Origin of the sequence: Leucobacter alluvii (assembly GCF_039530485.1) — a bacterium.
Classification (GTDB): Bacteria; Actinomycetota; Actinomycetes; order Actinomycetales; family Microbacteriaceae; genus Leucobacter; species Leucobacter alluvii.
Genome location: NZ_BAAAOP010000003.1, coordinates 266,581 through 283,119, shown reverse-complemented (window position 1 = coordinate 283,119; position 16,539 = coordinate 266,581). Strand labels below are relative to the sequence as shown.

At 70.1% G+C, this 16,539-nt stretch carries 19 protein-coding genes and 1 riboswitch; of the genes, 5 read left to right on the top strand and 14 right to left on the bottom strand.

What is annotated here, in order from left to right; all coding sequences use genetic code 11:
- Positions 1–22 precede the first annotated feature (22 nt).
- From ABFX18_RS03315 to ABFX18_RS03305, 3 genes are all read right to left on the bottom strand, one after another.
- On the bottom strand, positions 23–232 hold the full coding sequence (locus ABFX18_RS03315; protein WP_346057378.1) for a hypothetical protein: 210 nt from the start codon (positions 230–232) through the stop codon (positions 23–25).
- Between the two features lie 94 nt (positions 233–326).
- Positions 327–830, bottom strand: coding sequence for a hypothetical protein (locus ABFX18_RS03310; RefSeq protein WP_346057377.1), 504 nt, complete (start codon positions 828–830; stop codon positions 327–329).
- Positions 831–845: 15 nt separating this feature from the next.
- A complete protein-coding gene (locus tag ABFX18_RS03305) occupies positions 846–1,262 on the bottom strand; it encodes a DUF4383 domain-containing protein (RefSeq protein WP_090149936.1) in 417 nt (138 codons plus the stop codon).
- A 231-nt stretch (positions 1,263–1,493) separates the two neighbouring features.
- Between ABFX18_RS03305 and ABFX18_RS03300 the strand changes: the two genes are divergently transcribed.
- The 3 genes from ABFX18_RS03300 to ABFX18_RS03290 are packed head-to-tail and all read left to right on the top strand — an operon-like array spanning position 1,494 to position 4,751.
- A complete protein-coding gene (locus ABFX18_RS03300; protein WP_346057376.1) occupies positions 1,494–2,735 on the top strand; it encodes a type III polyketide synthase in 1,242 nt (413 codons plus the stop codon).
- Between the two features lie 19 nt (positions 2,736–2,754).
- Positions 2,755–3,516, top strand: a complete 762-nt coding sequence (locus ABFX18_RS03295) for a methyltransferase domain-containing protein (RefSeq protein WP_346057375.1) — start codon at positions 2,755–2,757, stop codon at positions 3,514–3,516.
- On the top strand, positions 3,513–4,751 hold the full coding sequence (locus ABFX18_RS03290) for an FAD-dependent oxidoreductase (RefSeq protein WP_346057374.1): 1,239 nt from the start codon (positions 3,513–3,515) through the stop codon (positions 4,749–4,751). The genes ABFX18_RS03295 and ABFX18_RS03290 overlap by 4 nt, the downstream gene beginning before the upstream one ends.
- Here the strand turns inward: ABFX18_RS03290 and ABFX18_RS03285 are convergent.
- The 3 genes from ABFX18_RS03285 to ABFX18_RS03275 are packed head-to-tail and all read right to left on the bottom strand — an operon-like array spanning position 4,748 to position 7,394.
- Positions 4,748–5,494, bottom strand: coding sequence for an ABC transporter ATP-binding protein (locus ABFX18_RS03285; protein WP_346057373.1), 747 nt, complete (start codon positions 5,492–5,494; stop codon positions 4,748–4,750). The two genes, ABFX18_RS03290 and ABFX18_RS03285, sit on opposite strands and share 4 nt — an antisense overlap.
- Positions 5,491–6,327 (bottom strand): ABC transporter permease, encoded by an 837-nt coding sequence (locus ABFX18_RS03280; RefSeq protein WP_346057372.1) that lies wholly within the window; start codon positions 6,325–6,327, stop codon positions 5,491–5,493. Before ABFX18_RS03280 ends, ABFX18_RS03285 begins: the two co-directional genes overlap by 4 nt.
- Positions 6,328–6,335: 8 nt before the next feature.
- Entirely contained in the window at positions 6,336–7,394 is a 1,059-nt protein-coding gene (locus ABFX18_RS03275) for an ABC transporter substrate-binding protein (RefSeq protein WP_346057371.1), read from the bottom strand.
- Positions 7,395–7,424: 30 nt separating this feature from the next.
- Positions 7,425–7,534, bottom strand: a riboswitch (TPP riboswitch).
- A 60-nt stretch (positions 7,535–7,594) separates the two neighbouring features.
- On the opposite strand from ABFX18_RS03275, the gene ABFX18_RS03270 reads away from it, so the two are divergent.
- Both ABFX18_RS03270 and ABFX18_RS03265 read left to right on the top strand, forming a co-directional pair.
- The gene (locus ABFX18_RS03270) at positions 7,595–8,296 is read left to right on the top strand and encodes a YkoF family thiamine/hydroxymethylpyrimidine-binding protein (protein ID WP_346057370.1); all 702 of its coding nucleotides are present in this window, start codon (positions 7,595–7,597) and stop codon (positions 8,294–8,296) included.
- Complete coding sequence (locus ABFX18_RS03265; RefSeq protein ID WP_346057369.1) at positions 8,293–9,600, top strand: NtaA/DmoA family FMN-dependent monooxygenase; 1,308 nt, start codon at positions 8,293–8,295, stop codon at positions 9,598–9,600. Before ABFX18_RS03270 ends, ABFX18_RS03265 begins: the two co-directional genes overlap by 4 nt.
- A gap of 41 nt (positions 9,601–9,641) precedes the next feature.
- On the opposite strand, the gene ABFX18_RS03260 is transcribed toward ABFX18_RS03265, so the two are convergent.
- From ABFX18_RS03260 to ABFX18_RS03225, 8 genes are all read right to left on the bottom strand, one after another.
- On the bottom strand, positions 9,642–10,601 hold the full coding sequence (locus tag ABFX18_RS03260) for a MurR/RpiR family transcriptional regulator (RefSeq protein ID WP_346057368.1): 960 nt from the start codon (positions 10,599–10,601) through the stop codon (positions 9,642–9,644).
- On the bottom strand, positions 10,598–11,443 hold the full coding sequence (phnE, locus tag ABFX18_RS03255) for a phosphonate ABC transporter, permease protein PhnE (protein WP_346057367.1): 846 nt from the start codon (positions 11,441–11,443) through the stop codon (positions 10,598–10,600). The genes ABFX18_RS03260 and phnE (ABFX18_RS03255) overlap by 4 nt, the downstream gene beginning before the upstream one ends.
- Positions 11,440–12,249, bottom strand: coding sequence for a phosphonate ABC transporter, permease protein PhnE (gene phnE, locus ABFX18_RS03250; protein WP_346057366.1), 810 nt, complete (start codon positions 12,247–12,249; stop codon positions 11,440–11,442). The genes phnE (ABFX18_RS03255) and phnE (ABFX18_RS03250) overlap by 4 nt, the downstream gene beginning before the upstream one ends.
- Entirely contained in the window at positions 12,246–13,082 is an 837-nt protein-coding gene (gene phnC / locus ABFX18_RS03245; protein ID WP_090149959.1) for a phosphonate ABC transporter ATP-binding protein, read from the bottom strand. The genes phnE (ABFX18_RS03250) and phnC overlap by 4 nt, the downstream gene beginning before the upstream one ends.
- A 14-nt stretch (positions 13,083–13,096) precedes the next feature.
- Positions 13,097–14,110 (bottom strand): phosphate/phosphite/phosphonate ABC transporter substrate-binding protein, encoded by a 1,014-nt coding sequence (phnD, locus tag ABFX18_RS03240; protein WP_090149961.1) that lies wholly within the window; start codon positions 14,108–14,110, stop codon positions 13,097–13,099.
- Between the two features lie 8 nt (positions 14,111–14,118).
- Positions 14,119–14,826 carry an HAD family hydrolase gene (locus ABFX18_RS03235; RefSeq protein ID WP_346057365.1) on the bottom strand — a complete coding sequence of 236 codons (708 nt, stop codon included), beginning with the start codon at positions 14,824–14,826 and terminating at the stop codon, positions 14,119–14,121.
- An 83-nt stretch (positions 14,827–14,909) separates the two neighbouring features.
- Positions 14,910–15,566 carry an amino acid deaminase gene (locus ABFX18_RS03230; RefSeq protein ID WP_346057364.1) on the bottom strand — a complete coding sequence of 219 codons (657 nt, stop codon included), beginning with the start codon at positions 15,564–15,566 and terminating at the stop codon, positions 14,910–14,912.
- Positions 15,567–15,715: 149 nt separating this feature from the next.
- Complete coding sequence (locus ABFX18_RS03225) at positions 15,716–16,516, bottom strand: glycerophosphodiester phosphodiesterase family protein (protein ID WP_346057363.1); 801 nt, start codon at positions 16,514–16,516, stop codon at positions 15,716–15,718.
- Positions 16,517–16,539: the final 23 nt, after the last annotated feature.

The window sequence follows — 16,539 nt, the reverse complement described above, 5'->3', positions numbered from 1 at the left end:
TCTGAGGCGTCGGGTCAGCCAGTCAGAGGCGTGTCTGGTCGCCGGGGTCGCCCGGCTCGGGCGCGGCACTCGGGTTCGCGTTCGGGTTCGGGTTCGCCGCGGCGCGGCGCTTGCGCACCGCCGCGAAGATCATGAGCGCGGCCGCGATGACGATGATGATCGCGGCTCCGATCACCCACGGGAGCACGCTCTGCCCGCCGGTGTTCGCGAGTGCATCCAGGTTGAGCAGCATCAGACTCTCCTTCCGACCTCGTGGAGCACGAGGCTCTCCGCTTCCACCCTACGACGTGCAGCGATCGCTCGGGGGCGATCCGAGCGGCGCCCGTTCAGTGGCCGGCGTGGGACGTGCCGTGCGGCACGGCGAACTCGCCGGCCTCGCTCGCAGCGAGCGCGGGCGTCGCGATCGCAGCGACGAGCATCGCCTCGACCACCAGCACGAGTGCGAAGACCCCCGCCCGACGCTGCCGGGACTCCGGCGCCGGCTCCCCCGCAGCAGCTCCGCGCCGAGCGCGCTGGCCGCGCAACTCGATCACGGCGGCAATGGCGATCGACCAGTGGAACACGAACAGCGCGAGAAACGGAATCAACGCGAGCGGTCCCGTCAGCAGCAGGAATCCTGACCCCACGATGCCGATCGCACCGCCCGCCACCGCGCTGCGGGGCAGCACGAGCCGCCCCGCTCGCAGGACGGCGAACGACCATGCGAGTTCGAGGGCCCCGATGATACCGACGGGAACGGCGACGCCCGGAGACGCCCCCGCGGCCGTCGCGAACAGCACGAGGCCGGCCCCGAGCGAAGCCAGGGCCGGCCACATTGCTCTGATCATCATCAGAACGCGCGCATGTTAGATCGCCGGACGCGTCGCGGGCTCGACGTGCTTGTCGGCTGCGATGGCGACGACGAGCAGCACGAGCGCGCTGCCGAGGTGGAGGATGTGGTCGGCGGTGTTCAGCGCCAGGATGTTCGCAGCGGTATCGGCGATGAAGAAGCCGACGATGCCGAGCAGGAGGTACACGGCACCCACGGTGCCGTTGACGCCCTTCGCAGCGCGAACGTTCGCGAGGCCGGCGAGCAGCAGGGCCGCACCGATCAAGAGGTGGGCGATGTTGTGCAGCGGGTTCACCTCGAAGATACCGAGGAGCAGACCGCCCTCGGTCGCGACAAAGCCCACTCCACCGGTGACGGCGAAGCCGAGCAGGCCGACCAGGACGTAGACCGCGCCGAAGATCACTCCGAGAATGCGATTAGGTGAGTTCTTCACGACGTTCTCCTTCTATATTCATTGGAGGTGACGATGTCGGCACAGCGCATGTCACCGGGTTGTCTTAGTGTGAGTGCTTCGGAGCCCTCCCACTAGGTGGTTGCGCCTGGGAGACGATATGCAGTAAGTTCCCAGCTTTCTGAGTCGGGGCGTGCGACCACGCGGTCTCGGGATGCCGCGATCCCTGTCAAGCCCCGAGTGCCGCGCTGGCAGCACCACTAGGTTTGCCTCATGGTCACGCAGATCCTCGCCATCGGTACCGCAGTCCCGTCCGCGCGCTTGGCACAGGCGCGCACCCGAGATTTCTTCGCCGCCCAGCCCGGAGTCGACCGGCTCACCGCCAGACTCATCGGAGCGGCGTTCGATCAGTCGGCGATCGACACCCGATATTCCGTCATCGGCAGTCTCGACTCCGACAACGGCCCGTCTGCGAACTCGGACGTGTTCATGGAGGATCACGAGCTTCTCCGCTCCCCCTCGACCGGCGAACGGAATCTGGTGTACCGGCGAGAAGCGCCGCCCCTCTCCGCAGCCGCGGCCCGGGACGCCCTCGAACGAGCCGGTCTCTCGGCGGCCGACGTGACGCACGTCGTCACCGCGTCGTGCACCGGATTCTTCGCGCCGGGCCCCGATTACCTGCTCGTGCGCGAGCTCGGCATCCCGACGAGCGCCGAGCGCACCAACATCGGATTCATGGGATGCGCCGCAGCGTTCCCCGCGCTGCGCGCCGCCACGCGGATCGCCGACGCGCAGCCGGGATCCGTGGTCCTCGTCGTCTGCACCGAACTCTGCTCGCTCCACATCCGCTCCTCCAACGATCCCGAGCAGATCGTCGCCTCCGCGGTGTTCGGCGATGGATCGGGGGCGGCGATCGTGGCCTCCGATCCGATGGCGGCACGACGCTCGACGCCCGTGCTCGACGTCGGGGCATTCTCGACCGCGCTCACCTCTGAGGGCGAGGAGGACATGGACTGGACGATCGGAGACCACGGATTCGAAATGCGATTGACCGCCAACGTCCCGCGCATCATCGGGCGGGAGATTGCGTCTGTGGTGGGACCGATGCTCGGTCGCGACGCCACGGGAGCCGTCTCCGGCATCGACGCGTGGGCCGTGCATCCCGGAGGGCGGAGCGTGCTCGACCGGGTGCAGAGCGGCCTCGATCTCCCGGACGACGCGATGCTCCCGTCCCGCGAGGTGCTCCGGGAGTACGGCAATATGTCGAGCGCGACGATCCTGTTCATTCTGCAGCGCATCCTCGCCGACGATTCGCTCGCCGACGGTGCGACCGTGGCGGGGCTGTGCTTCGGCCCGGGCTTGACCGTGGAAACGGCGCGGTTCACCCGCGTCGCCGCGCGCACTGAGCAGGCCCAGACCATCCCTGAAGCCGATGTGACGGGTGCCACGGGAATCCCCGTCGGCGCTGCGGCGAGCGCCCCGGCGACCAATACGGCATCGCGCAACGCGGTCTGATCCGACCGTGGCTGTCACGATGGAACACAGGACGTTCGTCTCGCTCGCCGAGCGAGACACCCGGCTGACGGAGATCATGGACGATCCCTCGTGCGACGCGGGCCGGCTGCGCCGCACGCTGCAGGGGTTCGACGCGGTCAATCGCGCTGTCTCGTCATGGGGCCGGGTCTACCGCACCCACATCCGTCCCGCGCTCGAGGCTGCGTCGCGCTCGACGAGCGGATCCGCGCCTCATCTGCGGATACTGGACGTGGGATGCGGCGGCGGAGATGTGCTGCGGCGGATCGTTCGGATGGCCGCCCGCGACGGGTACGCAGTGCAGGGAGTCGGGATCGACCCCGATCCGCGCGCCATCGCGGTGGCGAGAAACGCGCGGCGTGTTCCCGGGGTCGAATACCGCGAGTGCTTCTCTTCGGAACTGGTGGCCGCGGGTGAGGGATTCGACGTCGTGGTCTCGAACCATCTCCTCCATCACCTGTCCGAACCCGAGTTCCACGGGCTGCTCGCCGATTCCGAGGCTCTCGCTTCAAGGCTCGCCGTGCATTCCGATATCGCTCGCGGTCGACTCGCCTACGCTGCATTCGCCGTGGGCGCGGTGCCGGTGAGCGCCGGCACCCTCCTGCGCGTCGACGGGCTTCGGAGCATCCGTCGCAGCTACACCAGGAGCGAGCTGTCGCACGTGCTGCCGCCGCGGTGGCGGGCGGAGCAGGTCAACCGGTTCCGGCTCCTCGCGGTGCACCGCCCCGATCAGGAGGGCGTCGAGCTGCGGGGCGAGCGGTGAACGACACCGCCTGCGATGTCCTGGTCGTCGGTGCCGGGCCGAGTGGTTCGCTCGTCGCCTCCGAACTGCATCGTCTGGGGGTCGAGGTCGTCGTGCTCGAGCAGCGCGCCGATGCGTCGCCCGGTTCTCGCGCGATCGGCGTGCATCCTCCGGTGCTCGCCGCGCTGGAGGCGGGCGGTGCGACGGAGCGCATTCTCGCAGAGGCTGTGCGGATTCCCCGCGGTATCGCCGTCGCCGCCGGTCGCACGGTCGGCGAGGTGCGCTTCGACCGCCGCCCATCGCGCTTCCCGTTCGTCGCCTCCGTCCCCCAGGCGGTCACCGAGGCTGCGGTGGCCGCGTACGGGCCGATTCCTGTGCGTGGCGTGCGCGTCGTGGGCGTGCACCCCACGCCGGAGGGGGTGCACGTGCACGCGTTGGACGCTGACGGAGCATCGCGCACCTGGTTCGCCCGCACCCTGATCGTGGCTGCTGGTGCATCCGGGCGGCGTCTGCTGAGCGGGTTGTTCACCGGGCGTTCGCGGGCCTATCCCGACAGGTATCTCATGACCGATCTGAGCGCTGCTCCCGGGCAGCCGGAGGGCACGGCGGTGATCACCCTCGGCGCGTGCGGCGTCGCGGAGTCGTTTCCTCTGCCCGGCGGCCGACGCCGCCTGGTGGCGAGGATCGCGTCGGATCCGGAGCATCCGAACGCCGAGCGCGCGGCCGGCGACGGCGAACGACTCGCCGAGGCGATCGCGACGCGCATGCTGGCCCCCGCTCTCGCAGCGCACGTGGTCGAGGCGAGTCGCTTCAGCATCCGCCGCGTGCTGCTCGATCGCATGGTGTTCGCCGGTTCCGTCATCGCGATCGGTGATGCCGCGCATGAGGTGAGCCCGATCGGCGGCCAGGGCATGAACCTGGGGCTCCTCGACGCCGCGACGCTCGCTCCGGTGCTCGCACAGGCTCGCCGCGGCCCTCACCGCGACCGGCAACGGCGCACGGCGCCGGATGGTGACGGTTCCCACCGCGCCGCGCTCGCGCGGTGGGAGCTCGGCAGACTCGCCTCCGCGCGAACTGCGGCCCGGCTCGCCGCGTTCAACACGTCATTGGGCCGACCGTGGCCGAGGCGACTCGCATCGGTCTCCGCCGCCGCACTCGATGCAGCGCTGCGCACTCCGCTCGCCGGACTGCCCGAGCGAGCGTACGCGATGGGGTTCGATCGTGCGGCCCGCGGCGCGGCTGACCGGCTGCCCTAGCCCGCCGACCGCAGCAGTGCGTGCAGCTCCGCTTCGAGCGGCGGCACTCTCGGATCGGTCAGCATTCCGGTGGCGCGCGGAATCTCTCGGGAGACCGCCACCTCCCCGGCCAGGGCACCGGGGGTTCTGGGAAGCACGAGCACGCGATCGGCCAGGCGCACGGCTTCGCGAATATCGTGCGTGATGCACACGATCGTCCACCCGGAATCTCGCCACATCTCGAGCAGCCAGCGTTGCAGATCGTCGCGGGTGATGGCGTCGAGTGCGCCGAACGGCTCGTCGAGCAGCAGGATCGGTTGCTCCTGCACGACGGCTCGGAGGAACGAAACGCGCTGGCGCATTCCGCCGGAGAGCTGCCGCGGGTATCGGAACTCGGTACCCGCGAGACCGAACGGCTCGAGGAGCTCACGTGCGCGACGCCGCGCTTCCCGTCTGCTCACGCCCTGCACTTCGAGCCCGATGGCCGCGTTCTCGACGACTCTCCGCCACGGCAGCAGCGCATCTCGCTGCGGCATGTAGGCGAATGGCCGACGCCGCTGCGGCAGCGGCGCACCCGCGAAGCGGATCTCCCCGGAGTCGGGATGCAACGCGCCGGTGAGGAGCGACAGCAGCGTCGACTTCCCGCTCCCGCTCGCGCCGATGATCGCGACGATCTCGCCGTCGTCGACGTCGAAGGAGACGTCTTCGAGTACGACCTGATCGGCGAAGCGCTTGCCGACGCCGCGGACCTCGAGCAGCGTCACGATCGCGTCCCCCGGTGCGTGCGATCCCGTTCCTGTTCGATGCGCAGCCACGGCGCCACCACGCGCTCGGCGAGTACGACGATGCCGAACAGGCACAGGGTGAGCAGCGTGCTGACGCCGACTGCGGCGAGCACCAGGTCGGTGCGGAAGACGTTCTTCGCCGACTGCATGTAGACCCCGAGGCCGGCGACGGCTCCCGCGTACTCGGCGAAGATCGCGCCGACCACCGCATAGGTGATCGAGATGCGCAACGCCGAGAAGAACGAAGCCGTCGATGCCGGGAGCCTGACCAGGCGGAACACCGTCGCCCGCGACGCACCCATCGATGCGAGCAGGCGTTCGGCCTCCGGGTCCGCCTCCGCGAACCCGCGCAGCAGCCCGACCACCATCGGGAAGAATGTGACGAAAGCGACGAGCAGGATCTTCGGGAGCAGGCCGAAGCCGAACCAGAGCACCACGAGCGGTGCGAGCGCGATGAGCGGCAGGGTCTGGCTCACGACGAGCAGTGGGAGCAGAGCGCTGCGCAGGATCCGCGAGAAGTCGAGCACGGTCGCCGTCACCCAGGCGACCGATACCGACAGGGCGAATCCCGCGACGGTCGCGATCAGCGTCGGGATCGCGTGCCGCAGGAGCGCGGTGCGCTCGGCGGCACCGGCGCTCACCACGCGCGTCGGAGCTGGCAGCATCTCCGCGGGCACGAGGCCCGCAGCGGCCACCCCCTGCCACGCGGCGAGCAGCAGCAGGAACGCGATCGTCGGCGCCGCGATGAGGGCGAGTCGTTCTGACCACGAACCGCCGGTCGCGAAGAGCCCCCGTCGGACACTGCGCATCATGCGGGTGTTCACCCCAGGTACGCGTCGGTGGCGTACTCGCTCCAGTCGGGTTGCTCCGTGAGCGGCCGCCCCTCCGCGTCGGTCAGGAATCCGCCGTCGAAGAGAAACGCGCCGAATGCGTCCCACGCCTCGGGGTCGATCGCGCCGATCTCGCGTTCGGGAGAGGTGAGGTAGTCCTCGGCGAGCAGCCGGGCGCTGGCATGGACGAGCTCGTCGGCCGCGCCGAGGGTGTCCGGGTTCGCCGCGATGAGCAGTTCGGCCGCAGCGTCGGGCTGTTCGGCCGCGTACGCGTAGCCGCGGGCGACCGCCTGCACGAACGCGCGGGACTCCTCCGGGTGCGCTTCGAGATATGCCTCGCTCGACACGATGCCGGTGGACTGCTGCTCCGGCACCCCGAAGTCCTGATACCTGAATTCGCGGTACGGGTGGCCGTCGAGCTCTGCCTGCAGATTCTCCCACGTCGCGACCGACAGCGTGAAGTCGATGCGGCCCTGCGAGAGCGCCTCGTAGGCGCCCGTGTCGAGCACCACCTCCTCGAACGACCCCTCGCCGCCGTCGCCCTCGATCGTGGCGCGCGCGAGGGCGCTGTAGAGCGGTGAGCCGAAGCCGCCGAACGTCATGCCGTCGAGATCGGCGGGGCGGTCGACGTCAGCACGATCCGCCAGAGTGACCAGACGCCCCGAGTCCCGCTGCGTGACGCGATACACCGACACGAGGTCGAGCCCGGCGGTGCGCGCCACCTGAACGGTCGACTGGCCGCCGATCCCGAAATCGGCTTCGCCTGCGGAGACCAGCTGGGTCGCCGGGGTCGAGCCGTACGGCAGTATCTCGACGTCGAGTCCCGCCTCGTCGAAGTACCCGAGCTCGTCGGCGACGTACACGCCGATGTGGTTCGTGTTCGGCGCCCAGTCGAGGGCGAATGTGACCCGGGTGCTGCCGGCGTTCTCCCCGGCGCTCGCGCCGTTTGGCGCCGCCGCGGTGCTCGCGCAGCCGACGAGTGCGATCGCAGCCGTCGACAGCAGCGCGGCCGCGCGGGTCAGGGTGCGGGTATGGGTGTGATGGCGCATGAATGCGTGCCCTTCCGTTTCGTTCGGGCACGGGTTCGTAGAGTGTCTCCCTGCGCTGGCATGATCCAGATCAGGTTCGACGGTCGAAAGCTGTGGACTTTCCTCTCAGCCCGGCCTACCGGACTCCCGTGTGAGGTTCACCCTAGCAACATCCCGCCACCCGCTCCACGACGCACGCGATCGTCGCCTAGGGTTGGGGCGTGACTTCAGCGACGCATCCGACGCCCACTCCCGAGCAGTACGGCGTTGGAGCGCGCTTCACGCTCTCGGTCTACGACTCGGACTACGTGCGCATCATCCTGGGGGCACTCGGCGCGGCCGACACCACCGGCCTCACCATCGAGACGAATGACATCTCCACGTTCGTGACCGGCGGCGAGCAGCGCGTGCTCGCCTACGTGCAGAGCGTCGTCGCCGCGGCCGCGCGAAGCGGCGCGCATCTGTCCGCCGCGATCCTGCTCTCCCGCGGCTGCCCGGGAGAACTGCAGTGCGCGCTTCCGCCCGGCGTGCACGCGCTCGCCGCCGCTCCGATCGCGCTCCCCGAGAGCGGCGTTCGCGCTCGGGCGCACTGGTCGCTGTATCCGCTGCTCGACGCAGGATCCGCATCGCCTGCGGCGGTCGCGAGTGCCGCAGCGCCCGCCGCCCCAGTCGACCACATGACGCCGATCTACGCCGCGATCGATCAGGCGAAGGCGTCGGGGGTCTACTCGGGCTCCGATCACTACGCGACCCGGCTCGACGGAGACCTCTCCGCGGTGCTCGAGACGGCCGCGAACGCCTGGATCGGAGTCGGCGCGCAGGTGCAGCACGTGGTGACGCACCTCACCGTCTCCATCAACAGCCCGTCGGTGGTCGGCACCGCCGCGCCTCCGGCGACCGAGCCCGAGTCGCGCGTCCCATGAAGCGGGGCATGCACCTCGTCGGCATGGTGAATCCGCCCACGAGCCAGTACGCCGAGAACTGGCGCAATCCGCTCAGCCGCGCCGACTGGTTGAGCGGGTCGTTCACGGCGGATCTCGGACGCACACTCGAGCGCGGCTGCTTCGACATGATCTTCTTCGCGGACGCGCTCGCGGTGCCCGAGGACGGCGCCGGCGACTACGCCACGACCCTCCGCACCGCCGGGAAGGGGGCGATCTACCTCGACCCGATCGCCAAGGCGGCGCTCGTCGCCGGGGTGACGTCGCGCATCGGCATCGGCGCGACCGTGTCGACGAGCTTCGTGCCCGCGTACGCCATCGCCCGTCAGCTGCTCTCCGTCGACCATCTGTCGGGCGGACGAGCCGCATGGAATATCGTGACGTCGACGACCGATGCCGAGGCGCGCAATCTCGGTCATGCTGGCATCGCGGCGCCCGGCCTGCGCTACGACCACGCCGACGAAGTCGTGCAGACCGTCGTCGAGCTGTGGCACTCGTGGGAGCCCGATGCGCTCGTGCACGACCAGACGGCAGGCCTCTTCGCCGACCCGTCGCGCGTGCATCGGGTCGGCGGAGGGCTCTCGCGGGGTCCGCTCACCCTGCCGCGGAGCCAGCAGGGCCACCCGGTGCTGATGCAGGCCGGCTCCTCGACCCGCGGCAGGGCCTTCGCGGCGCGCTGGGCCGAGGTCGTCTTCGCGATCGGCGACTCCCCCGAGGCCATGCGGGAGCTGCGCACCGAGATCCGCGACCGGGCCCGCGTCGATCACGGTCGTGATCCCGATGCCATTCGCGTGCTGCAGGGCGTGCAACCGATCGTGGGGTGGACCGACGCGGAGGCTGACGCGAAGCTCGCCGCGCTGGTCGCGCAGATCGACCTGCCGAGCGCGCTCGCGAAGCTCGAGCGGCTGCTGCACGCCGAGTCCCTCGACCCCGCGGCTCCCGCGACCGAGATACTCGCCGCGCACCGCGGCGCCACCGGCAGCGCCGGGTTCGAAGACATGCTGGCAGCGGTGAGCGAGCGGCGTCGCTTGACGGTCGCCGAGCTCGCGATCGAGCAGGCCCTCAACCAGCTGCACCCGCAGCTGGTGGGGTCGCCCGCGACGATCGCCGACGAGCTGCAGCACCTCTTCGAGAGCGAGGCAGCCGACGGCTTCATCATCATGCCCGCCCTCTACCATTCGTCGTTCGAGGATTTCGTGAACGGCGTCGTGCCCGAGCTGCAGCGACGCGGCGTCTTCCGCAGCGCCTACACGGGCTCGACGCTGCGCGAGCATCTCGTCGGCTGAGAGCTGCGCGGCCGCCCTCGCCCGCCGGTCGGGCGCTTCGCCTACTCCTCCAGCGCGTCGGCGAGCACGGTGAGCACTGCGGAGCGCGCGTCGCGGCCGCGGTCGCCGCGCATCTCGACGAATGCGTCGACAAGATGCTCGGTCAGCAGCATCAGCGCCGCACGCGAGGTGTGGATGAGCTCGTCGTGGAAGCTCCCGCCCAGGGGCGGCACCACCAGCGTGACATCCGACAGCTTCTCGACAGCTGATCGCGCGAATGATGTGATCGCGATGACTCGCGCGCCGCTCAAGCGCGCGGCCCCCATCACGTCAAGGGTCGCCCGGTTCGCTCCCGAGCCGGAGAACACCGCGCACACCGACCCGGCCCCGAGCTGCCGAGCGGCGATCTGCTGCGCCATCGGATCTGCGAACTGCTCCACAGAGCGCCCGGCCGAGTTGAGCCGCATGGCGAAGTCGAGGCCGATCGGGCTCGACAGGCCGTTGGCGACGACGAGCAGCCGGTCGGCCGAGTCGAGCGCCTGCACGAACGCGTCCACCGCTTCCGGCGTAAGCGCCGCCATCGAGTCGTCGAGACGGGCGGCGAGCTGCGCGATCCTCACCCGCAGTGCGCCGAGGATCGTGGGGTCGATCGCATCGCCACGAGCGCCGCTACCCGCTCTTCCCGCGGCGCCACCCGCGCCACCCGTGCCTGCCGCCCCCGTCGTGCCCCGGCCCGCCGCAGTCCCGGCGACCGCAGCGCCCTCGAGGGCGAGCTCCTGCACGAGGGCGACGCGCAGCTGCGGGTACCCGTCGTAGCCGAGGGACTGGGCCGCGCGAATCACCGTGGTGCGCCCCACCCCGACCCGCTCGGCGAGCGCCTGCGCCGTGCACTCGACCGCGCGCTCCCGGTCGGCCGCGATGGCTTCGACGACGCGGCGCTCGGTGCGCTGCAGCGCGGGAGCGAGCGAGGCGATGCGCGCACTCGGCCGGGCGTCGGGTGAACCCTGCCACGTGGTGGTCATCTGCTTCCGTTCATGATGCGGCGACGAATGGCTCCCGAGACGGCGTCCATGAGCATCGTCGCCGCGATGACGACGATGAGCAGCATGCCGACGGTGTCCCACTGCCGGTAGTTCGTGTAGTTCGACAGCATACTTCCGATACCGCCGGCGCCCACGAGTCCGAGTACCGCGGAGGTGCGGATGTTGATCTCGAATCGATACAGCGCGAACGAGAGGAGCGCGGGGGCGACGGCCGGCCAGATCGCCCACCTGGTCACGTCCGCGGTGGTGCCGCCCGCTGCGCGCACGGCCTCGACCGCACCCTCCTGCGCTGACTCGACGGTCTCGTACACCCATTTGCCCTGGGTGCCGATCCCCGCGATCGCGAGTGCGAGCGCTCCCGTCAGCGGCGTCAACCCGGTGACGGTGAGCAGCACGAGCGCGATGATCACCTCGGGAACGGCGCGCAGCACCGCGAAGATGCCGCGCAGCAGCGCTCGCACCCAGAGCGGCCCGACGCCGTTCGCAGCGAGCATCCCGAGCGGAATCGACACGGCGACGCAGAGCATGGCGCCGATCCACGCCATCGAGATCGACCGCCACGTCTCGAACAGCGCGCGCGGCAGCTTCTCCCAGTTCGGAGCCTCGAACATCAGCCGGAGATAGTGGGCGACCTGGCCGGGAACCGACGGAAGGTCGCTCCACGAGATCTGCAGCGTGCCTGCCGCCGCAAGCACGACGAGCGCCGCCGCGATCGCCCACGCCGTCGCCGCGACGCGCGAACGCCGCGGCGGCAGGCCGCGCGAGCCCGGCAGGGGCGCAGTGGGTGCGCCTGGCACCGGGGCGTTCAGCATCACGGTCATACGAGCCTCCGGCGCAGCAGATTGGAGAGGACCTCGATGGCGATGACCACGACGAGGATCTCGAGGATGATGACGGAGACATCGGAGTAGGCGTAGAACCCCCGCCGCTCATCGAGCAGACGCCCGATGCCGCCCGCGCCAACGATGCCGAGAATCGCCGATACGCGCACGTTGAGTTCGAGCGCGTAGAGCCATTGATTCGCGAACAGCGGCCAGGCCTGCGGCAGCGCCGTCGCCCGGTTGATCTGGAACTGCGTGCCTCCAGCAGCACGCCCCGCCTCCATGTAGCGGTGATCGGCGGCATCGATCGCCTCGGAGACCAGCTTCACCACGATGCCGATGTTGAAGAGGAAGAGCGTGATGACGCCCGGCAGTGCGCCGACGCCCACCATCGCCACGAGCACGGTGGCGAACACCAGGTCGGGCACGGCGCGGTTCACATTGTTGAGCGTGCGCACGACGCCGCGAGTGACGCGGTTCGGGTTCGTCGGAGCCGCTGCCCACAGCGTGAGCGGGATCGAGCACAGCGCCGCGGCGGCCGCGCCGACGAGCGCCATCTGCAGCGTCTCGAGCAGCGGCGCCAGGGTGCGCGGCACGAAGGCGAAGTTCGGTTGCGCGAGCTGCACGAGCTTCGTCACGCCGTTGCGCCAGTGCTTCGCGATCGCCGCGAGATCGAGCTCGATGCCGCCGATCGCGGGCAGGCAGGTCGCGATCGTGAACGCCGCGATGGCGGAGACGATCAGCACCGTGCGCAGGGTATGCCGCGGTCTCGGCGGCACCTCGAGTTCGCGCAGAATCGCGGTCACGCCCGTTCTCCGAGGCGATCGCGCGGCTGGATCGGACGCCCGTAGATCTGCTCGAAGTCGGCGTCGGTCGCAGCGGCGGCTGATCCGTCGTACACGACGCGGCCGTCGCGCAAACCGATCATGCGGTTCGTGTACTGCCGCGCGAGGTCCATGAGGTGGATGTTCACGAGCACGGTGAGACCGCGCTCCGCGTTGATGCGCTCCAGGTCGGCCATCACCGCGTGCGCCGTGGGCGGGTCGAGGCTCGCGACCGGCTCGTCGGCGAGCATCACACTCGGCTCCTGCGACAGTGCGCGGGCGATCGCGACGCGTTGTTTCTGGCCGCCGGAGAGCGCACCGGCGCGGTGCCACACCTTGTCGAGGATGCCGACGGAGTCGAGCGCGCGCAGCGCGAGCTCGCGATCCTCAGCGCTTGGAATGCCGAGCAGCGTGCGGTACGCCGGGGAGTGCGCGAAGCGGCCGACCAGAGTGTTGCGGTAGACGCTCGCCCGCTCCGCGAGGTTGAACGCCTGGAAGATCATTCCGATGTGCCCGCGTGCCTCCCGGAGCCCGCGACCCCGCAGTTCTGAGATGCGGTGCGGGCCGACCGTGACGCTTCCCTCGGTGGCGCCGACGAGACCGTTGATGGTGCGGATGAGGGTGGACTTGCCGGATCCGGAGAGCCCGACGATCGACACCATCTCGCCGGGCTCGATGCTCAGCGAGACATCGCGCAGAGCGCGTGTGCCGGTGGGATAGGTGACCGAGACGCGGTCGAGGGCGATGCGCCACGAGGCGGCGTCCGGCGTGCACCGGCCGCTCGCCCCGCGGCGCTCATCGAGTGAGTGTGACATGTACCTGGTTCTGGTCAGTTGGAGAACTCGCCCAGGATCTCGCCGTAGCGCGCGATCTCGTCTTCGGCGGTCTCGGTGGTCCATCCCGAGAGTCCGACGAGGTCGAACATCACGGCCTCGGCTTCCTCAGAGGAGTCGGCGTACTCGGCCATCAATTCGGTGAGCTGCTCGACGAGATCGGCGGGCAGCGACGGGGCGACCGCGACGCCGCCGTTCGGAATCATCTCGGTGTAGGCGAACGCCGTGACCTTCTCCGCCACATCGGGGGCCTCGGCCGTCACGGTCGTACGAGCATCCCAGTAGCCGAAGCTCACCTCGGCGTCGCCGTTCGCGACCGCGAGCACGGCGTTGTTGTTGCCCTCCACCGGCACCTGCTCGATGTCGGCGTCGGTGTCGATGCCGGCGTCGCGCATGGCGACGACCGGGTACTGGTAGCCGGCGGGCGAGGTCGCCGCCTGCAGTGCGACCCGGGTGCCCTCGTCGATCTTCTCGAGCGCGTCGATGCCGGCCGGGCCGGCACCCGTCGCGTCTGCGCCGGCCGCTTCGGTGCCGTTGCAGTACGACAGCTCGATGTCGCTCGCGGCGTAGGTCGCCATCACCGGCTCGGCGTCGCAGTACTTGTCGGGATTGTTCGTGTACGCGACCGCGGCGTACGAGGTCGCGCCGAAGCGCACGTCGCGCAGCACCAGCTCGGCGTCGTACTGCTCGATGGCGTTGTACAGGGATCCCGCATCGGTGATGACGACCTGCGCCTGGTCGGCGCCGAGCGCTTCGACGGTCGCGGCGTAATCGCTCGCGACGACGCCCTCGACCTCGATGCCCAACCCGTCTGAGAGATACGTCGTCAGTGGATCGAGTGCCTCGGCGAGGTCTTCGCCCTCGACCGACGGCACCAACGAGAGCGTGATGGAGTCGGGCCAGGCCTGCGCTTCGTCGGCTGACGACGCCGCCGAGTCGGTGGCGCTGCAACCGGCGAGACCGAGCGCGGCGACGGTGAGAGCGCCTACTGCGAGAACGGATGAACGCATGAGTGGGGTTACCTTTCGATACCGGATCCCGCGCCGAGCGGCGCGGACGTGCTGGATGCCGCAGACGCGGCCCAGGTGTGAAGGTCGGGGACGAGGTCGGCGAGCGAGCGCCCGCGCATCGTCACCGAAACTGGAGCGGTCGCTGCAGTCGCACCGACGAGAGCCGTGTCGGCGCCGAGAGCGGCCGCCGGCGCGAGGTCGAACTCGAAGATGTCGCCGATCGCGAGCACCGGTCCCTCGGCGATCAGCCGCTCGATGAGCCGCGCGAGGCCGACCGGCTTGCCGACGGTGTAGTGCAGTTCGTCGAAGCGATCCCGCACCCCCCACGCGTCGAGCACGGCGGCGACGCCGGTCTCCGGCGCGTTCGTCGCGAGCACGAGACGGGCGGTTCGGCCCAGCCGCTCGAGCGCCGAGTCGAGGTCGGCGATCGTGTCGACGACGGCGAGGTCGCTGCCGAGACGTGTGCGGCTGCGCTCGTAGGCCGCGGCGCGATCGCCGTCGCTCACGCCCGCTGCCTCGGCGAGAGATCCGACGATGTCGTATCCATCCCGATACGAGCTCGCGCCCGCGTCATAACGCGCGAGCTCGGCGTCGACGCGCTCGATGAAGCCCGGCTCGACTGCGGCGCCATCGGCCACGCACGCCGCGTACGCGCGGACGGGCCCGTGACCGATGGCCAGGGTGCCATCGAAGTCGAAGACGATGCTCGGTGCCATGCGCACTCCCTTACGATTTGGACGATGCATCCAAAGTTAGAGTGCGAAATGGACGAAATGTCTATCGTGGGATGAACACCGGGTTACGAGTCGGCGACCGCATTCCAACGCGGTGCGGGATACGCCCCGAATTCCGCGATGAGCTCCTGCCGGTCGCCTTCGTAGGGGAACGCGGTGATGAGCCGAAGGGGCTCGTCGACGTGGGTGACCGACGCCGCCGCGATCCCGTAGACGAGCGCCGCCGGACCGTCCGCCCCCGCACGCTCCACGAGCACGACACGGCTCAGACGCTCGCCGATCAGCGCCTCGCCGACAGGAGACCCCGCGATCGGGTGCCGCAGCGGAGGGAGCGCGGCCTCAGTGACGCGTTGGAGCGGCGTCGACTCGGGATCGCGGAGCGGTGATCCGCGCCTCAGGTGGAACGCATCGTCGGAGCGACCGAGAGCCCTGGCCAGCTCGCCGTCCTGCCACCGCGCTCGCTTGAACCCGAACGGGGTCGCCACTTCGGAGAACCAGTAGCCGTAGACGTGGATCAAGCCAGCATGCCCCACCGGGAACTCGGCGTGCAGGCCCGCCGCCGCGTGCAGGGCGTCGAAGAGCGCACGACCGAACGAGGCCGTGTTCGTGTGCTCGTCGATCACGCTCGACGATCCCCACTCGGCGAGACGCCCGGCAGCCGCATCGTCGCGGACGCAGTCGAGCACGAAGGCGAGGTCAGGGGCAGGGTGCGGAGCGTTCACCCCACGACTATCGCATGCTCCCACGACGGCGGCGATCCAGCTCCGCAGTGGCGATCCAGCTCCGCAGCGGCGATCCAGCTCCGCAGCGGCGATCCAGCTCCGCAGCGGCGATCCAGCTCCGCAGCGGCGATCCTGCTCCGCACAGGCGATCACCGCGACCGGAGTGCGGCCACCGCGACGTCCGTGCGGTCCGTGACGACGCCGTCGACCCCCATCTCGAGCAGTTCTCGCATCCGCTGACCGTCGTTGACGGTCCACACATGCACTTCGATGCCGTGCGCGCGGGCTGCGGCGATGAGGCGCGGGGTGAGCACTCGGAACCGGCCGTGACGCTCCGGAATCTGCAGAGCGTCGAGTCCCGCGAACGCTCGCTCGATCACACGCGGGGCTCCGCTGGCGACGGCGAGCAGCACACGCACCAGCGCACGCTTCCCCGGGGAGGTCGCTGGCAGCGTCGCCCGAGGTTCAGCCGCTGCGGCGGCGAGCGCTGCCCGGCGATAGGCGTCGGAGAAGCTCGTCACCAGCACCCGCGCTCCATGCGGGGCGACAGCTCTGCCGAGCGGTGCGGCGACCGCCCTCGATTTGACGTCGATGTTCCAGTGCGCCCGCGGAAACTCGGTGAGTGCCCGCTCGAGCGTCAGCAGCCCGCCGCGCGCGGCGAAGATCGCGTCGAGCTCGGCGAGATCGACCTGGGCGATGGCCCGTGAATCGTTCGCGACTCGCGTGAGGTCAGCATCGTGAGCGAGCACCACCACGCCGTCGCGCGTCAGGCGGCAGTCCGTCTCCAAGCAGTCGGCCCCTGCGGCGAGCGCAGCCGTGAAGGCGGCACGCGTGTTCTCCGCGACGCCGATGGCCGCGAGCTCCGAGGCCACGAACCCTCGGTGCGCGATGATCCGCGGCCGTGCCCGGCCGGCGAGGTACGGGTGCTGCGGTGACTCATCAGTCGACATGCGATCACAGTAGCGGCTTTCCC

What these genes read in the sequence shown, in the direction of transcription:
- ABFX18_RS03280 (WP_346057372.1), bottom strand. Translation starts at nt 6,327, where the DNA reads ATGATGCGCAGTGTCCGACGGGGGCTCTTCGCGACCGGCGGTTCGTGG.
- ABFX18_RS03260 (WP_346057368.1), bottom strand. Translation starts at nt 10,601, where the DNA reads ATGACCACCACGTGGCAGGGTTCACCCGACGCCCGGCCGAGTGCGCGC.
- ABFX18_RS03225 (WP_346057363.1), bottom strand. Translation starts at nt 16,516, where the DNA reads ATGTCGACTGATGAGTCACCGCAGCACCCGTACCTCGCCGGCCGGGCA.
- ABFX18_RS03310 (WP_346057377.1), bottom strand. Translation starts at nt 830, where the DNA reads ATGATGATCAGAGCAATGTGGCCGGCCCTGGCTTCGCTCGGGGCCGGC.
- ABFX18_RS03315 (WP_346057378.1), bottom strand. Translation starts at nt 232, where the DNA reads ATGCTGCTCAACCTGGATGCACTCGCGAACACCGGCGGGCAGAGCGTG.
- ABFX18_RS03275 (WP_346057371.1), bottom strand. Translation starts at nt 7,394, where the DNA reads ATGCGCCATCACACCCATACCCGCACCCTGACCCGCGCGGCCGCGCTG.
- ABFX18_RS03295 (WP_346057375.1), top strand. Translation starts at nt 2,755, where the DNA reads ATGGAACACAGGACGTTCGTCTCGCTCGCCGAGCGAGACACCCGGCTG.
- ABFX18_RS03265 (WP_346057369.1), top strand. Translation starts at nt 8,293, where the DNA reads ATGAAGCGGGGCATGCACCTCGTCGGCATGGTGAATCCGCCCACGAGC.
- phnE (WP_346057367.1), bottom strand. Translation starts at nt 11,443, where the DNA reads ATGACCGTGATGCTGAACGCCCCGGTGCCAGGCGCACCCACTGCGCCC.
- ABFX18_RS03300 (WP_346057376.1), top strand. Translation starts at nt 1,494, where the DNA reads ATGGTCACGCAGATCCTCGCCATCGGTACCGCAGTCCCGTCCGCGCGC.
- phnC (WP_090149959.1), bottom strand. Translation starts at nt 13,082, where the DNA reads ATGTCACACTCACTCGATGAGCGCCGCGGGGCGAGCGGCCGGTGCACG.
- phnD (WP_090149961.1), bottom strand. Translation starts at nt 14,110, where the DNA reads ATGCGTTCATCCGTTCTCGCAGTAGGCGCTCTCACCGTCGCCGCGCTC.
- ABFX18_RS03235 (WP_346057365.1), bottom strand. Translation starts at nt 14,826, where the DNA reads ATGGCACCGAGCATCGTCTTCGACTTCGATGGCACCCTGGCCATCGGT.